Source organism: Acidovorax sp. Leaf160 (assembly GCF_001424265.1).
Taxonomy (GTDB): Bacteria; Pseudomonadota; Gammaproteobacteria; order Burkholderiales; family Burkholderiaceae_C; genus Paracidovorax.
The window spans coordinates 150,205-164,878 of record NZ_LMOV01000012.1; the positions used below are offsets into that span (position 1 = coordinate 150,205).

The 14,674-nt window shown below is 67.8% G+C and carries 14 protein-coding genes, 2 tRNA genes and 2 pseudogenes; 12 read left to right on the forward strand and 6 right to left on the reverse strand.

Features of this window, described 5'->3' with window-relative positions; all coding sequences use genetic code 11:
* The first annotated feature begins 64 nt into the window (after positions 1–64).
* From hutI to ASF94_RS07325, 4 genes are all read left to right on the forward strand, one after another.
* Positions 65–1,318 carry an imidazolonepropionase gene (gene hutI / locus ASF94_RS07310; RefSeq protein WP_056663731.1) on the forward strand — a complete coding sequence of 418 codons (1,254 nt, stop codon included), beginning with the start codon at positions 65–67 and terminating at the stop codon, positions 1,316–1,318.
* 29 nt (positions 1,319–1,347) lie between these two features.
* Positions 1,348–2,784, forward strand: coding sequence for a formimidoylglutamate deiminase (locus ASF94_RS07315; protein ID WP_082493047.1), 1,437 nt, complete (start codon positions 1,348–1,350; stop codon positions 2,782–2,784).
* Between the two features lie 71 nt (positions 2,785–2,855).
* Positions 2,856–3,677 carry an N-formylglutamate deformylase gene (hutG, locus tag ASF94_RS07320; RefSeq protein ID WP_056663733.1) on the forward strand — a complete coding sequence of 274 codons (822 nt, stop codon included), beginning with the start codon at positions 2,856–2,858 and terminating at the stop codon, positions 3,675–3,677.
* A 187-nt stretch (positions 3,678–3,864) separates the two neighbouring features.
* Entirely contained in the window at positions 3,865–4,170 is a 306-nt protein-coding gene (locus ASF94_RS07325; protein ID WP_235505294.1) for a hypothetical protein, read from the forward strand.
* Between the two features lie 39 nt (positions 4,171–4,209).
* Here the strand turns inward: ASF94_RS07325 and asd are convergent, their stop codons facing one another.
* The gene (asd, locus tag ASF94_RS07330) at positions 4,210–5,079 is read right to left on the reverse strand and encodes an archaetidylserine decarboxylase (protein ID WP_056664822.1); all 870 of its coding nucleotides are present in this window, start codon (positions 5,077–5,079) and stop codon (positions 4,210–4,212) included.
* Positions 5,080–5,387: 308 nt separating this feature from the next.
* Between asd and infA the strand changes: the two genes are divergently transcribed.
* From infA to ASF94_RS07345, 3 genes are all read left to right on the forward strand, one after another.
* The gene (infA, locus tag ASF94_RS07335; RefSeq protein ID WP_056663735.1) at positions 5,388–5,636 is read left to right on the forward strand and encodes a translation initiation factor IF-1; all 249 of its coding nucleotides are present in this window, start codon (positions 5,388–5,390) and stop codon (positions 5,634–5,636) included.
* A gap of 83 nt (positions 5,637–5,719) precedes the next feature.
* Positions 5,720–5,796 (forward strand) — tRNA-Pro (locus ASF94_RS07340).
* Positions 5,797–5,979: 183 nt separating this feature from the next.
* Positions 5,980–6,729, forward strand: a complete 750-nt coding sequence (locus tag ASF94_RS07345) for a heparan-alpha-glucosaminide N-acetyltransferase (protein WP_369818652.1) — start codon at positions 5,980–5,982, stop codon at positions 6,727–6,729.
* Between the two features lie 37 nt (positions 6,730–6,766).
* Here the strand turns inward: ASF94_RS07345 and ASF94_RS07350 are convergent, their stop codons facing one another.
* Positions 6,767–7,774: a D-2-hydroxyacid dehydrogenase family protein gene (locus ASF94_RS07350; protein ID WP_056664825.1), complete on the reverse strand. Its 1,008-nt coding sequence runs from the start codon at positions 7,772–7,774 to the stop codon at positions 6,767–6,769.
* A gap of 332 nt (positions 7,775–8,106) precedes the next feature.
* On the opposite strand from ASF94_RS07350, the gene ASF94_RS07355 reads away from it, so the two are divergent.
* A complete protein-coding gene (locus tag ASF94_RS07355; RefSeq protein ID WP_056663743.1) occupies positions 8,107–9,795 on the forward strand; it encodes a long-chain fatty acid--CoA ligase in 1,689 nt (562 codons plus the stop codon).
* 64 nt (positions 9,796–9,859) lie between these two features.
* Here ASF94_RS07355 and ASF94_RS07360 read toward each other — a convergent pair whose 3' ends face one another.
* The gene (locus ASF94_RS07360; protein ID WP_056663747.1) at positions 9,860–10,228 is read right to left on the reverse strand and encodes a PilZ domain-containing protein; all 369 of its coding nucleotides are present in this window, start codon (positions 10,226–10,228) and stop codon (positions 9,860–9,862) included.
* Between the two features lie 153 nt (positions 10,229–10,381).
* Here ASF94_RS07360 and ASF94_RS07365 point away from each other — a divergent pair, with 153 nt between their 5' ends.
* The 4 genes and pseudogenes from ASF94_RS07365 to ASF94_RS07380 form a co-directional block, all read left to right on the forward strand.
* Positions 10,382–11,176, forward strand: a complete 795-nt coding sequence (locus tag ASF94_RS07365) for a 2OG-Fe dioxygenase family protein (protein WP_056663749.1) — start codon at positions 10,382–10,384, stop codon at positions 11,174–11,176.
* A 185-nt stretch (positions 11,177–11,361) separates the two neighbouring features.
* A complete protein-coding gene (locus ASF94_RS07370; protein WP_056663753.1) occupies positions 11,362–11,799 on the forward strand; it encodes a universal stress protein in 438 nt (145 codons plus the stop codon).
* Between the two features lie 128 nt (positions 11,800–11,927).
* Positions 11,928–12,444 (forward strand): annotated as a pseudogene (locus ASF94_RS21750) (hypothetical protein); the annotation flags it as partial.
* 62 nt (positions 12,445–12,506) lie between these two features.
* A pseudogene (locus ASF94_RS07380) lies at positions 12,507–12,950 on the forward strand (IS3 family transposase); the annotation flags it as partial.
* Between the two features lie 104 nt (positions 12,951–13,054).
* Here ASF94_RS07380 and ASF94_RS07385 read toward each other — a convergent pair.
* The 3 genes from ASF94_RS07385 to ASF94_RS07395 all read right to left on the reverse strand — a co-directional run bounded on the left by ASF94_RS07385 (position 13,055) and on the right by ASF94_RS07395 (position 14,662).
* Positions 13,055–13,144 (reverse strand) — tRNA-Ser (locus tag ASF94_RS07385).
* A 72-nt stretch (positions 13,145–13,216) separates the two neighbouring features.
* Positions 13,217–14,134 carry an SPFH domain-containing protein gene (locus ASF94_RS07390; RefSeq protein WP_056663756.1) on the reverse strand — a complete coding sequence of 306 codons (918 nt, stop codon included), beginning with the start codon at positions 14,132–14,134 and terminating at the stop codon, positions 13,217–13,219.
* Between the two features lie 102 nt (positions 14,135–14,236).
* Complete coding sequence (locus ASF94_RS07395; protein WP_056663759.1) at positions 14,237–14,662, reverse strand: NfeD family protein; 426 nt, start codon at positions 14,660–14,662, stop codon at positions 14,237–14,239.
* Positions 14,663–14,674: the final 12 nt, after the last annotated feature.

A 14,674-nucleotide genomic window follows, 5' to 3' on the forward strand; every position in this document is an offset into this window, starting at 1 on the left:
TTGGCTTCAAGCGCTTGTGAATAGGGCGCATGTAGCTATAAATATAATAGCATTGGAGCTTTGCATGTCCGAGTCTTACGCCACATCCCTGCCCAGCGCCGACGGTGTGTGGGTCGATGTGCGCCTGGTCGATGGGCTGGCCCGGCCCGACGTGCCGGTGCCGCCGGGCGAGGGGGCGGCCATCGTCGTGCAGCAGGGCCTGATGCGGTGGGTCGGCCCGGCCGCCGCGCTGCCGGCCGCGTTCGACGCGCTGCCGCGCCGTGCGGGTAATGGCCGGCTGGCCACGCCGGGCCTGGTCGATTGCCACACCCATCTGGTCTACGGCGGCCAGCGTGCCAACGAATTCGCCATGCGGCTGGCAGGGGCCAGCTATGAAGAGGTGGCGCGCGCTGGCGGCGGCATCGTCTCGTCGGTGCAAGCCACCCGCAGCGCCACGGAAGACGAACTCTTCGCCCAGGCCGTGCCGCGGCTGCAGGCCTTGCTGGAAGAGGGCGTCTGCGCGGTGGAGATCAAGTCCGGCTACGGGCTGGCGCTGGAGCATGAACGCAAGCAGCTGCGCGTGGCGCGGAGGCTGGGCGAAGCCTTCGGCGTGACGGTACGCACCACCTTCCTGGGCGCGCACGCGCTGCCGCCCGAGTACGCCGGCCGCAGCCAAGATTACATCGACCTGATCTGCGGCAGCATGCTGCCCGCGCTGGCAGAGGAAGGACTGGTGGACGCGGTCGATGTGTTCTGCGAGCGCATTGCGTTCACACTGGCGGAGACCGAGCAGGTGTTCCAGGCGGCGGAGCGCCTGGGCTTGCCGGTGAAGCTGCATGCAGAGCAGCTCTCCGACATGGGCGGCGCGCAGCTGGCGGCGCGCCATGGCGCGCTGTCCTGCGATCACATCGAGCACCTGTCGGCAGAGGGCATCGCCGCCATGCAGGCGGCGGGCACGATAGCCGTGCTGCTGCCCGGCGCCTACTACACGCTGCGTGACACGCAGCTGCCCCCGATCCAGGGGCTGCGTGACGCAGGCGTGCCGATGGCGGTGTCCACCGACCACAACCCCGGTACCTCGCCCGCCCTGAGCCTGCGCCTGATGGCCAACATGGCCTGCACGCTGTTCCGGCTCACCGTGCCCGAAGCGCTGGCCGGCATCACCACCCACGCCGCGCGGGCGCTGGGCCTGCAGGCATCCCACGGGTTGATCGCCTCTGGCCGCCCCGCCCACTTCGTGCTCTGGCCCCTGGCCGAGGCGGCCGAGATCGCCTACTGGTTCGGCGACCGGCCTGCGTGCACCGTGGTGCGCCAAGGCCGCGTGGCGCGTGGCGGTTGAAGGCCCTGCCGCAGAGAGACCCAAGACCGATGCCCCACGACCTCGACACTCCCACCGCACAACCCGCCTCCGCATCCAGCGCGGGCGGCGGCAGCCTGTTCGCCGCACACGCCTTGCTGCCGGACGGCTGGGCGCGCGACGTGCTGTTGCGCTGGGATGCGGCCGGCACGCTGCAGTCGGTGCAACCGAATGCCCAGCCCGGCGGCGCGCCGCAGGTGGCCGGGCCGCTCGTTCCCGGCATGCCGAACCTGCATTCGCATGCGTTTCAGCGGGCGTTTGCCGGGCTGACTGAGTACCGGGGCGAGAGCCAGGACAGTTTCTGGAGCTGGCGCAACCTGATGTACCGCTTCGCCGCGCGCATCACGCCCGCATCGCTGGAGGCCATCGCCACCTGGCTCTACGTGGAGATGCTGGAGGCGGGCTACACCTCGGTCTGCGAATTCCACTACGTACACCACGACCAGGACGGCACTCCGTATGCCGATGACGCGACGCTGGCGCAGGCGCTGCTGCGCGCTGCGCGCACGGCGGGCATCGGCATCACGCTGCTGCCGGTGCTCTATCAGACCAGCGGCTTCGGCGCCAAGCCGCCGCGCCAGGACCAGGCACGGTTCATCCGCTCCACCGATTCGATGCTCTCGTTGTTGGAGCGCATCGCCCCGGTGGTACGCGCCCAGGCGGGCTGCCTGGGCCTGGCGCCGCACTCGCTGCGCGCGGTGCCGCCCGACGGCCTGCGGGAAGCCCTGGCCGGGCTGACCGCGTTGGACGCCCACGCGCCCATCCACATCCACATCGCCGAGCAAACCCAGGAGGTGGAAGACTGCCTGACCTGGAGCGGCCAGCGGCCCGTGCAGTGGCTGCTCGAGCATGCTGCCGTCGATGAACGCTGGTGCCTGGTGCATGCCACGCACATGACGCCGCAGGAATACGCAGCCGCCGCACGCACTGGCGCCGTGGCGGGGCTGTGCCCCACGACCGAAGCCAATCTTGGCGACGGGCTGTTCGACGTGCCGCTCTGGCGGCAGCACGGCGGCCGCTGGGGCGTGGGCTCCGACAGCCATGCCTGCGTCAACGCGGCTGAAGAACTGATGCTGCTGGAATACGGCCAGCGGCTGGCCACCCGACAGCGCAACGTGCTGGCCACCGCCGCCCAGCCGCAGGTGGCAACCGCCATGACGCTGCAGGCCGTGCAGGGCGGGGCTCAAGCGGCGGGCCGCCCCGTGGCGGGTCTGGCCGTGGGGCAGCAGGCGGACTGGGTGGTGCTGGATGCCGACCATCTGGCTCTGCAAGGCCTGCCGGTGGAAAGCCAGCTGGCGGCGCATGTGTTCGGCAGCCACCGCACTTCCGCGGTGCATGGGGTGTGGGTGGGGGGCCGCCAGCGGGTTCAGGCCGGTCGCCATGCGCAGCACGCCAGCGCTGCCGCAGCCTTCGTGCAGGCGCGAGCCGCCACCATCCATACTGGTTGATCGTTTTTCCTCCGCCGATGCCGGCCTGCCCGCGGCCACCTTCGGCACATCGACCCATCGACCCCCGACCCATGACCACCGATACCGCCCCTATTCCCCCGTTTACTTTCCACCAGGGCACGGCGCCGCTGCTGGTGTCGATGCCGCACGTCGGCACCCATGTGCCGCCGGCAGTGGCGCAGCGTTTCACCGATGAAGCGCGGCAGGTGCCCGACACCGACTGGCATCTGGAGCGGCTCTACGACTTCGCGCGTGATCTGGGGGCGTCCATCCTCGTCGCCACGCATTCGCGCTACGTCATCGACCTGAACCGTCCGCCGGATGGCGCCAGCCTGTACCCCGGCCAGAGCGTGACGGGCCTGTGCCCTGTCGATACCTTCGACGACACGCCCATCTATGCCCATGGCGATGCGCCGGACGCCGCCGAAACCGCAGCGCGGCGCGACGCGGTCTGGGCGCCCTACCACGCGCAGCTGGCGAGCGAGCTGGAGCGCCTCCGCGCCGCGCATGGCGTCGCAGTGCTGTGGGACGCCCATTCCATCCGGTCGGTGCTGCCGCGCTTCTTCGAAGGCCGGCTGCCGGACCTGAACCTGGGAACGGCCGACGGCGCCAGCTGCGAGCCCGAACTGGCCCGGGAGTTGCTGGCCATTGGGGAGGCGAGCGGGTTTTCCACCGTGCTGAACGGTCGCTTCAAGGGCGGCCACATCACCCGCCAGTACGGCCGTCCCGCCGACAACGTGCATGCCGTGCAACTGGAGATGACCCAAGCCAGCTACATGCAGGAGGCGCTGCCATTCGACTACCTGCCCGCGGTGGCGGCGCGCGTGCAACCGACCCTGCGGCTCATGCTGGAGACCTCGCTGGCGTTTGCCCGGTCACGCGCATTGGGCTGACGAGGCGGTGGTGCTGGGTGCGTCCGTTGGCGAGGCGCCGGTTGAAGAGTTGGGGGTGACCGATGACCCCTCGTTCCGGCAACGCTCGCCCCTTGCGCGACAGGCGGCGGAAGGCTGCGGATCGCGCTGGAAAAAAAGGTGCTTTCCGCTGGTCGAAATACTCGTTTACATCCGCTAACATATCGGCATGCACAACCTGCAGACCGCTCCCGGGAACCAGCCTCCAGAGCCCGCTGATGCCGCCAACCTCGGCAATGTCGGCAATGCAGAAGTGCCATGGGGCTGGGCCGACCGCTTTTGCATGCCGCTCTTCAGGCCGGGCACGCGTGTTCGCATGGCCGGCAACTGGCAGACGGTGAGCCACGTGATGCTGCGGCGGCTGGAACTGGCCATTTACCTAGTCGGTCAGGAAAAGCCGGTGGACCCGGCCAAGCTCGAACTGGAGCCCACCACCTTCACCACGCGGCGCGTGCCACCCCCACCGTCGCAATGACGATGACGTCCGGCCCGGTGCAGCGGCCCCCGCCGAGGGTCAGTGGGCGGCGGAGGTCAATGGCGCGGACCTGCGGCCCATGGCTTCCCCCAGTCGGGTGTGTCGCAAGGGCACCCAGCCGGGTTCGAACTGCACCGCGCCGCGCTGGAACAGCAACACCACCGTGGAGCCCAGCAGGAAGCGGCCCATCTCGTCGCCCTGGCCCAGCGTGATGTCGCGGTCTGCGTAGTCCCACCGCACCAGCCGGCCGGGGCGGGGCGGGTTCACCTGGCCGTGCCAGACGGTCGCCATGCTGCCGACGATGGTCGCGCCCACCAGCACCAGCGCCATGCGGCCCAGCGGGGTGTCGAACAGGCACACCACGCGTTCGTTGCGGGCGAACAGGCCCGGCACGCCGCGCGCCGTCAGCGGGTTCACGGAAAAGAGATCGCCCGGCACGTGCACCATGGACAGCAGCCGCCCGGCGCAGGGCATGTGGATGCGGTGGTAGTCGCGCGGGCTCAGGTAGATGGTCGCGAAGCTGCCGTCGTTGAATTGCGCCGCCGTCGCTGCATCGCCGCCGAGCAGTGCGGTGGTCGAATACTGATGGCCCTTGGCCTGGAAGATCTGGTCGTGGGCGATGGCGCCCATCTGGCTCACGGCGCCATCGACCGGGCACACCAGGTCGGCGGCGGCCAGCGGGCGCGCACCCGGGCGCAGTGCGCGCGTGAAGAAATCGTTGAAGGTCGCGTAGCTCGTGATGTCCGGATTGGCCGCCTCTTGCATGTCCACGCCGTACTGCGCCACGAAACGCCGGATCGCCGAGGTGGTGAAGCGGCCCGCGCGGGCAGAGGCGAAACGCCCGGCGATCATGGTGAGCGCCTGCTTGGGCAGCAGGTACTGGGGGAGGACGGCGAGGCGGTCAGACACGTGGGAGAAATCCTTGGGGTGGGCCGATGATTCTAGGGGCGCCCCCAGGCAGGCGAGGGCGTGGCTCTCCTGCATGGCGCTGAAGTCCGTAGCGCGGTACAATCGACAGGCTAATGCACAGCGATTCGCCTGTCCATTGAAGCCGTCGCCCCCGGGCCTTTCGCCTGCTGCGCCCCGGGTGCCGCGACTCCCCTGCATGCCATGCCCGCACTGCCGAGCCATTCGACAGGCACGGCGGCCCGCTGTGAGCCTCCCATCAGCATGCAGGTGCACCCCAGAATAATCGTTATTGGAATCCGACTACAAACATGGCAAAAGAAGAACTGATTGAGATGCAGGGCTCCGTGACGGAAGTGCTGCCTGACTCGCGCTTTCGCGTCACGCTGGACAACGGCCACCAACTCATCGCCTATACCGGCGGCAAGATGCGCAAGCACCACATCCGCATCCTGGCCGGCGACAAGGTCTCGCTGGAGCTGTCCCCCTACGACCTGACCAAGGGCCGCATCACGTTCCGCCATCTGGCCGGCCGCGGCCCGGGCCCGTCCAGCCGCTGATCTGCGGTGGCCGCGAAAAATTTCGCGGCAACTTCTGCAAATCGGCCGGGAAGGCTCAAATTGCAGGTTAGAATTCTTTTTGTCGGAGCGTAGCGCAGCCTGGTAGCGCATCTGCTTTGGGAGCAGAGGGTCGCGAGTTCGAATCCCGCCGCTCCGACCATTGATTCAAGGGGTTGTACCGCAAGGTGCAACCCCTTTGTCATTTCCGGGGTACCCCTCGAGGCCAGCGGTTCCGAACCCCATGGGCACGCTCCCAGGTCCAACACCTTCACACGTTCACACGTTCGCGCCGCTGCTCAGGCATTGCATGCTTTCGTTGTCCCGTTCTTCATCCTCGGCCTCGCTGCCAGCATCTGCGCGCCGCTTCGATGGCGTCGATGCCCTGCGCGGCATCGCCATGCTGTGGATGACCGTCTTCCATTTCTGCTTCGACCTGAGCCACTTCGGCTACTGGGTGCAGAACTTCCGCTCCGACCCGCTCTGGACCGTGCAGCGGACGCTCATCGTCAGCATGTTCCTGGCCTGCGCAGGGCTGGGGCAGGCGCTTGCCCATGCCCAGGGCGTGGGATGGGGGCGGTTCGGCCAACGCTGGGCGCAGGTGGCCGGTGCCGCGCTGCTGGTCAGTGCAGGCTCGGCGCTGATGTTTCCGCGCACCTTCATCTATTTCGGCGTGCTGCACGGCATGGCCGTGATGCTGCTGATCGCCCGGGTGACTGCGCCCGCCGGCCGCTGGCTCTGGCCCGCTGGGCTGGTCGCGCTGCTGCTGCCCGCCGTGGCGGGCTGGGCGCTGGCGGGCCCGCTGGCTTTCGCGGCCGAGTACTTCGACAGCCGGGCGCTCAACTGGCTTGGGTTGATCACGCACAAGCCTGCGACGGAAGACTACGTGCCAGTGCTGCCGTGGCTGGGGGTGATGTGGTGGGGCCTGGCCGCAGGCCAGTGGCTGCTGCGCCATCGGCCCGGATGGCTGGCGTGGAGCGCGCCGCAAGGGCTGCGGTGGCTGCCTGCACTGGGCCGGCACAGCCTGGCGTACTACCTGCTGCACCAGCCGGTGATGATCGGTGCCCTGATGGCCTGGGGCCTGCTGGTTCGTTGACCGATGCGCCGGGCTGCGCCAGCGCGGCTGCAGCTCGCTAGCGGCGGACCTGCAGCGCGCCCGGGTTCACGATGTTGGTCGGCGTGCCCCGGATGTAGTTCACCACGTTGTCGAATGCGGCGCCGAAATACAGCTCGTAGCTGTCCTGCTCGACATAGCCGATGTGCGGCGTGCAGATGCAGTTCTCCAGCCGCAGCAGGGCATGGCCCTGCAGGATGGGCTCGCTCTCGAACACGTCCACCGCCGCCATGCCGGGCCGGCCACGGTTGAGCGCCGCGATGAGCGCATCGGGCTGGATCAGCTCGGCGCGCGACGTGTTCACGATGAGCGAGGTCGGCTTCATCGCCGACAGGTCCTCCAGCGTGACGATCCCGCGGGTGTCGTCGTTCAGGCGCAGGTGCAGCGACACCACGTCGCACTCCGAGAAAAACTCGGCCCGCGTGCGCGCTACCTGCAGCCCGTCGCTCAACGCCTGCGCGCGCGACGCCTCGCGGCCCCACACCCGGACGTTCATGCCGAACGCCCGGCCGTAGCCAGCGACGATCTGGCCGATGCGTCCGTATCCCCATATGCCCAGCGTCTTGCCGCGCAGCACGGTGCCGACGCCGAAGTTGGGCGGCATCGATGCCGAGCGCAGGCCCGATTGCTGCCAGGCCCCGTGCTTCAGGTTGGCGATGTACTGCGGCAGACGGCGCATGGCGGCCATGATCAGCGCCCAGGTGAGTTCAGCCGGCGCCACGGGCGAGCCCACGCCTTCGGCCACGGCGATGCCGCGTTCGGTGCACGCCTGCACGTCCACGTGGCTGCCGACCTTGCCGGTCTGGGCGATGAGCCGAAGGCGCGGGAGCTTCTCCACCAGCTGGCGGGTGATCTGCGTGCGCTCGCGCACCAGCACGATGATGTCTGCATCCTTCAGGCGCACGGAGAGCTGCCCGAGGCCCTTGACGGTATTGGTGTAGACCTTGGCGGTATAGGCATCCAGGCGCGACGCGCAATGCAGTTTGCGGACCGCGTCCTGGTAGTCGTCGAGTATGACTATGTTCATGTTGTCCATTGCGTCCGCACGGAAAGTGCGGTCCGGGGGCGCGGAAGCGGCTTCCATCGCCACTGGGTCCTCAAGAAAAAAGCGAATCGACAGGGCAGCCGCGTTGCGCGCTGCGTCGCGGTGCATTGTCGTTCATCCCTGCGGGCCGACGGCTGGGCTCGGCCCCGCGAGGCCCCTGCCGGGACACACCGTTACAAAACGCCCGGCCGGCGGAAATGCCTCAGGAGCGCCACCACTCCCCCAGGGTCGCTTGGGTGACGCGGCATTGGTGCGATCCCCAGTACGGTCCACGGCGCTGCTCTTTAGGCTGTGGCCGCAAAGGAAGACTGTTCATGGCACCTCATCATCGATTCTGGCCTCGCCGCCTGCCGCACGCGCTGCGCGTGCCCGCCACCTCCCTCTGGGACAACTTGGCCACCAATGCGCGCCGCTACCCCGAGAAGGCTGCGCTGGTATTTTTCGGCACCCCCATGTCCTATGGCGAGCTGGCGGCCTCGGCTGAACGGCTTGCCGCCCGGCTGCACGGGCTGGGCGTGCGCAAGGGCGACCGCGTGGTGCTCTGCATGCAGAACTGTCCGCAACTGGTACTGGCGCATTTCGCCATCCTGCGGGCGAACGCAGTGGTGGTGCCGGTCAACCCGATGAACCGGGCGGAAGAACTCAAGCACTACATCACCGACCCGGATACGCGCGTGGCCATCACCACGGCTGACCTGGCACCCGAACTCGCCGCGGCGAGCGATGCGCTCCCGGCCGATGGAGCCCTGCGGCATCTGATCGTCACCCAGTTCACCGATGCCTTCGACCCGGCGGCCGCCGGCCCCGATGCCGTGCCGCCGCAGTGGCACGACTGGCTCTGCACGCAGCGCCCCTTGCCGGCGATGGCGCAGGGACAGGTCCACGCCTGGGCCGATGCGCTGGCCTGCACCGACGAGCCGCCGCCCCACGAGGCTTTGAGCGCCGACATGGCCGTGCTGCCCTATACCAGCGGCACCACCGGCCTGCCCAAGGGCTGCATGCACCCGCACCGCAGCATCATGCACAACGCGGTGGCCGGCAGCCTCTGGGGCACGGCCACACCGGAAAGCGTGGTGCTGGCGGTGGTGCCCATGTTCCACATCACCGGCATGGTCAGCGTCATGCACACCGCGATCTATTCCGGCTCGACGCTCGTCGTCATGCCACGCTGGGACCGCGACCTCGCGGGCCGGCTCATATCGCACTACCGCGTGACCAGCTGGACCAACATCCCCACGATGATCATCGACCTGCTGGCCAGCCCGCACTTCGGCGACTACGACCTGTCCAGCCTGGTCTACGTCGGCGGCGGCGGCGCGGCCATGCCGCAGGCGGTGGCCCAGCGGCTGTTCGACCATTACGGGCTGCGCTTTTCCGAGGGGTACGGCCTCACGGAAACCGCAGCGCCGTCGCATTCCAACCCGCCGGACCATCCCAAGCAGCAGTGCCTGGGCATTCCGTTCATGAGCACCGATGCGCGAGTGATCGACCCCGACACGCTGCAGGAAGTGGGTGTGGGCGAGCAGGGCGAGATCGTGATCCACGGCCCCGAAGTGTTCGACGGCTACTGGAAACGCCCCGACGCCACCGCATCGGCTTTCATCGAGATCGATGGCAAGCGCTTCTTCCGCTCCGGGGATCTCGGTCACCGTGACGAGGAGGGCTACTTCTTCCTCACCGACCGGCTCAAGCGCATGATCAACGCCAGCGGCTTCAAGGTGTGGCCGGCGGAGGTGGAGGCGCTGATGTTCCGCCACCCCGCGATCCAGGAAGCCTGCGTGATCTCGGCACGCGACCCTTACCGGGGCGAGACCGTCAAGGCCGTGGTGGTGGTGCGCCCCGACCAGCGCGGCCAGGTGTCCGAGGCGGACATCGCCGCCTGGTGCCATGAACACATGGCGGTGTACAAGGCGCCGCGTATCGTGCAGTTCGTCGATGCCCTTCCGAAGAGCGGCAGCGGCAAGGTGATGTGGCGGGCGCTGCAGGAGGCCGAGCCGCAGTAGGCCGGCCCCGCCGGCCCCGCCAGCTCCTGCGGCGCGTTCAGTGCCCGCGCGGCTGGCAGCCGCTTCAAGGGGCGGGCGCGGCCAGCTCGCCCAGTTCGCGCTCCAGCAGGGCCGGGTCTTCCAGCTGCAGCTCGATCAGGCGGCGCAGATGCGTGACGCTGTCCAGATCGATCACGCGGCACAGCACGCCGACCTGCTCGCCATCGATGTGCGCGACTTCCGCGCTCATCCCGATATGGGCTTCGCCCGGCTGCAGCGGCAGGGCGAGCTGGCAGAACATGCCCACGGCCAGCACCATGTCGGGCGGCACCTGGAGCAGGGCGCCCTTGAGCGAGAGATCCAGCACCTGCACCGCGAACGTGCCATGCCCGGTGGTGAACTGCGCCGGCGCTTGAAAGCCGATGCGGACGAAATGGCGGCGCTCTGAAGGCATGGGGAAGACGCTCCTGGTGGATGGCCGCCATGCTAGCGCAAGGTGGCTGCGGCGCAGCCGTAAGCACAAGCCAGTTTGGGGCCGCATCACGGATGTCCCGGTGACGCCTGTCGCCGTCGCTGGACGGTGCCATTGGCCTTAAGCTCGCAGCCCATGGGTCACATCACGTTCTCTCCTCCCTATGTGTCGCCGGGCGACGTCGAAACGCAGCTGCGCAACCTGGGCCATGCGGTCCTGCGCCCGCAGGACGTCATGGCGTGGTCGGGCAACACGGCCGAAGAGTTGGGCGCACTCGGCGCCAGCTGGGGCGATTTGCCGCCCGATGAGTTCCTGAAGGACGGCGGCCGCTACCGCCGGCGCCGGCATGCCAGCTTCGTGGCAGAGCCTGCGGCGCCAGCCGGCGGCGCCATGCAACTGCGCTCGGTGGCGCATCGGGCGCACTGGCAGCCGGTCGAATACAACGCCTTGCATGGCGGCATGGAGCGCTGGTTCGCGCCGGTGACCGAGGCGGTGCAGCAGGCGCCCGCCTGGCAGCGGCTGCTGGCATCGCTCGCCCACCTGGCGCAGACCACGCTGGCGAACGCTCCCCAGCCCTGGTTCGTGGAGGCCCATCAGTTCCGCATCGACACCGCGGGCGGCATCGGCCGGCCGACGCCCGAGGGCGCGCACCGCGACGGTGTGGATCTGGTGGCGGTGTTTCTCGTCGCGCGGGACGGCGTGAAGGGCGGCGAAACCCGCATCTTCGACGCAGCCACCCCGTTCGGCCAACGCTTCACGCTGACGGAGCCCTGGTCCCTGCTGTTGCTGGACGACACCCGCATGATCCATGAGACCACGCCGATCCAGCCCGTGACCGAAGGCGGCTGGCGCGACACCCTGGTCGTGACCTGCCGGCGCGGCGGCTTCCAGGACGCAGTGGAGCCGGCGCCCAAAATCCCTGCGGCTTGATGGGCATCAATGCATCGCCGAGCCGGCGCTGCCACACTAGGACACCTCTGCACGACGGCACGCCTAGCGTGCCTGCACCCACCGGGAATCCGCCAGGGCGGCTGGCGGGTGATGCGGGCAGGGGCGGCGGCTCCAGCGCCTTCGAGGCCACCGGGCCTTCCTTCCACCTTTGAGGAGAAGACAACATGTTCCAGCACATTCTGATTCCCGTCGACGGTTCCAACACCGCCATGACGGCAGTGGCCAAGGCGGCCGGCCTGGCCAAGGCATTCGGCAGCAAGGTGACGGCGCTGTACGTGGTCGATCCCTATCCCTTCACCGGCGTGGGCGCGGACTTCGCCTATGGCCAGTCCCAATACCTGAGCGCGGCGACGGCCGAGGCCAACACCGCGCTGGACGCTGCCAAGGCCGCGCTGGAACAGGCGGGCGTGCCGGTGGCAACGCTGGTGGGTGAAGGCCATTCCGTGCACGACGGCATCGTGCGCGCCGCCGAATCTGCGGGTGCCGACCTGATCGTGATGGGTTCGCACGGCCGCCGGGGGCTGGAAAAACTGGTGCTCGGCAGCGTGACGCAGCGCGTGCTGGGCGTGGCCAAGGTGCCCGTGCTGGTGGTGCGCGACTGAGATCCGGAGTCGCCCATGAAAAAGGCTCCAGTCGCGATGGCGGCTGGAGCCTTTTTTTATGCACGTGACCCGTCCTACCCAGAGTTGACACCTGGGCCTTGCACAAAGGGCAGGAGTCATGGAATCGAGTGTCAAACGGACGCAGCGCGACTACACGCWAGCYTTTAAATTGGCGGTGGTGGAGCAAGTAGAAAAAGGCGAACTCACCTACAAAGAGGCGCAGCAGAAGTACGGCATCCAGGGCCGCTCGACGGTGTTGGTGTGGCTGCGCAAGCACGGCAGGCTGGGTCACCTACAAAGAGGCGCAGCAGAAGTACGGCATCCAGGGCCGCTCGACGGTGTTGGTGTGGCTGCGCAAGCACGGCAGGCTGGGTTGGGGGTCTGCGGCATCATCTGCAGCTATGCCGATAGACAAGACCGCAAGGCCGCTCACGCCSGAGCAGCAGATCAAGGCGCTGCAGGTGCAGCTCGAGGAGGCGCAGCAGAAGGCTCGGCTGTTCGAGGCCGTCATCGACGTGCTGMGCAAAGACTACGGGGTGCGTGTCGTAAAAAAGCCTTTGGGCAAGTCCTCTCGCAAGACCTCGTCCCGGGGTTGAGCGTGAAGAGGGCTTGCCAGCACATGGGCCAGAGCCGACAGGCGTACTANGCAAAGACTACGGGGTGCGTGTCGTAAAAAAGCCTTTGGGCAAGTCCTCTCGCAAGACCTCGTCCCGGGGTTGAGCGTGAAGAGGGCTTGCCAGCACATGGGCCAGAGCCGACAGGCGTACTACCARGGCAGGCGCCGTGAGGCCGATCGTCTTGCTGGTGCGAAGGCGGTGGTGGAGTTGGTGCGCGAGCAGCGCATGCGCCAGCCGCGCATCGGCACACGCAAGCTGCACCACCTGCTGCAGGARCCACTGCAGCGCCGAGGCATCGACTTGGGGCGTGATGCTATGTTCGACGTGCTGCGCAACGCCAAACTGCTGGTGGCGCCGCGGCGGGCGTACCACAAGACAACCGACAGCCATCACCGCTTCAGGCGCCACCCGAACCTGCTCAAGGCCGGRCCGCAGCAGATCCACGCCAGCGGCAGCGAGCGGGTCTGGGTGGCTGACATCACCTACCTGCCCACGGACGGCAAGTTCGTGTACCTGAGCCTGGTCACGGATGCAAATGCGAACGCCCGATGCAGTGCATCGGGCGTCATTGGCCGGATAGTCCGGCTGGAGTTTTAACAGTCCCTCAGTGTCAACGCTATTCAGGACGGGTCACTTACTGGCGGAGAGGGCGGGATTCGAACCCGCGGTGGGGATTAGCCCACACACGCTTTCCAGGCGTGCGACTTAAACCGCTCATCCACCTCTCCGAAGCCCGCAATTGTAGCAGTGCTTTGAGCCGGCTCGAACAAGTTGGCCAATCTTCCCTGCATTGCGCGCCCTCAGGGTGCCCGCTGTGCGGTCTGGATCATGTTCATTGCCGACCCGATGAGCGCGGACACTTCGGTCATGTTGCTCGGCACGATCAGGGTGGTGTTGGAGTCTTCGGCCACCTTGCTGAACGCTTCCACGGCTTTTTCCGCGACCTTCAACTGCACGGCCTGCTCGCCGCCGGGCTGGCGGATGGCGGCGGCCACGCGCTCGATGGCGAGGGCCGTGGCTTCGGCGACGGCGGTCAGCGAGGCGGCTTCCCCTTGTGCGTTGTTGATCAGGGCCTGCTTCTCGCCTTCCGAGCGGGCGATGAAGGCTTCGCGTTCGCCGGTGGCGATGTTGATCTGCTCCTGGCGCCGGCCTTCGGAGGCTGCGATGAGGGCGCGCTTTTCGCGCTCGGCGGTGATCTGCTGCTGCATGGCCCGCAGGATCTCGGCGGGCGGCGTCAGATCCTTGATCTCGTAGCGCAGCACCTTCACACCCCAGTTGAGGGCGGCTTCGTCGATCGCAGCGACCACCTGCGCGTTGATCACGTCGCGCTCTTCAAATGTCTTGTCCAGTTCCAGCTTGCCGATCACGCTGCGCAACGAGGTCTGGGCCAGTTGCGTCACGGCCATGATGTAGTTGCTCGACCCGTAGCTGGCGCGCATCGGGTCCGTCACCTGGAAGTAAAGAATGCCGTCCACCTGCAGCTGGGTGTTGTCCCGCGTAATGCAGACCTGGCTGGGCACGTCGAGCGGGATTTCCTTCAGGCTGTGCTTGTAGGCGACGCGATCGACGAAGGGCACCAGGAAGTTGAGCCCCGGTGTCAGGGTGCCTGCGTATTTGCCCAGCCGCTCCTTCACCCAGGCATTCTGTTGCGGAACGACCTTGACCGAGCGGGCGATGAAGATGGCCGCGATGACGATGATGACGATGGCGATTTCCATAAGGCCTTTCAGTGAGGTGGGCGGTTGGGGAGGGGAGGGTGGAGCCGCAGGCCGTGGTGCCGGCAGCAGGGCGAAAAACGCGGCGCACCTGCCGAGGGGGCGTCACGCGCGGTCGACGAGCAGGCGGTTGCCGATGACTTCCGCCACGCGGTGGGTGCCCGGGGAGGGTTCGTTGCCGGGCCGCAGCATGACGGTCCACTGCGCGCCACGGTAGCGTACCTGCGCCGTGCCGTCGGCGTTCCAGGCGTCCACCTGCACCGACTCTCCGATGTCGAGGTTCACGTCGCGGTTGCTGGCGGCCGGCTGGCCTGCAGGCCGGTGGCGGCGGAAAAGATGGCAGGCTCCCACGCCTGCGGTGCCCACCACGGCGGCGCTCAACAGCTGCGCCGACGTGGAGACCCCCGCATGCGCTGCGATGGCGCCGGCGACCAGGCCCACGGCCATCATCAGCAGGTAGAAGGTGCCGGTCAGCAGTTCGGCCACCACGGCGCCTCCTGCCAAAAGCCACCAGATGGTCGATTCCTCCATGACTCACTCCTT

Excerpts from the sequence above, each read along its gene's own strand:
- hutI (WP_056663731.1), top strand. The coding sequence starts at position 65 with ATGTCCGAGTCTTACGCCACATCCCTGCCCAGCGCCGACGGTGTGTGG.
- ASF94_RS07315 (WP_082493047.1), top strand. The coding sequence starts at position 1,348 with ATGCCCCACGACCTCGACACTCCCACCGCACAACCCGCCTCCGCATCC.
- hutG (WP_056663733.1), top strand. The coding sequence starts at position 2,856 with ATGACCACCGATACCGCCCCTATTCCCCCGTTTACTTTCCACCAGGGC.
- ASF94_RS07325 (WP_235505294.1), top strand. The coding sequence starts at position 3,865 with ATGCACAACCTGCAGACCGCTCCCGGGAACCAGCCTCCAGAGCCCGCT.
- infA (WP_056663735.1), top strand. The coding sequence starts at position 5,388 with ATGGCAAAAGAAGAACTGATTGAGATGCAGGGCTCCGTGACGGAAGTG.
- ASF94_RS07350 (WP_056664825.1), bottom strand. The coding sequence starts at position 7,774 with ATGAACATAGTCATACTCGACGACTACCAGGACGCGGTCCGCAAACTG.
- ASF94_RS07355 (WP_056663743.1), top strand. The coding sequence starts at position 8,107 with ATGGCACCTCATCATCGATTCTGGCCTCGCCGCCTGCCGCACGCGCTG.
- ASF94_RS07360 (WP_056663747.1), bottom strand. The coding sequence starts at position 10,228 with ATGCCTTCAGAGCGCCGCCATTTCGTCCGCATCGGCTTTCAAGCGCCG.
- ASF94_RS07365 (WP_056663749.1), top strand. The coding sequence starts at position 10,382 with ATGGGTCACATCACGTTCTCTCCTCCCTATGTGTCGCCGGGCGACGTC.
- ASF94_RS07370 (WP_056663753.1), top strand. The coding sequence starts at position 11,362 with ATGTTCCAGCACATTCTGATTCCCGTCGACGGTTCCAACACCGCCATG.
- ASF94_RS07390 (WP_056663756.1), bottom strand. The coding sequence starts at position 14,134 with ATGGAAATCGCCATCGTCATCATCGTCATCGCGGCCATCTTCATCGCC.
- ASF94_RS07395 (WP_056663759.1), bottom strand. The coding sequence starts at position 14,662 with ATGGAGGAATCGACCATCTGGTGGCTTTTGGCAGGAGGCGCCGTGGTG.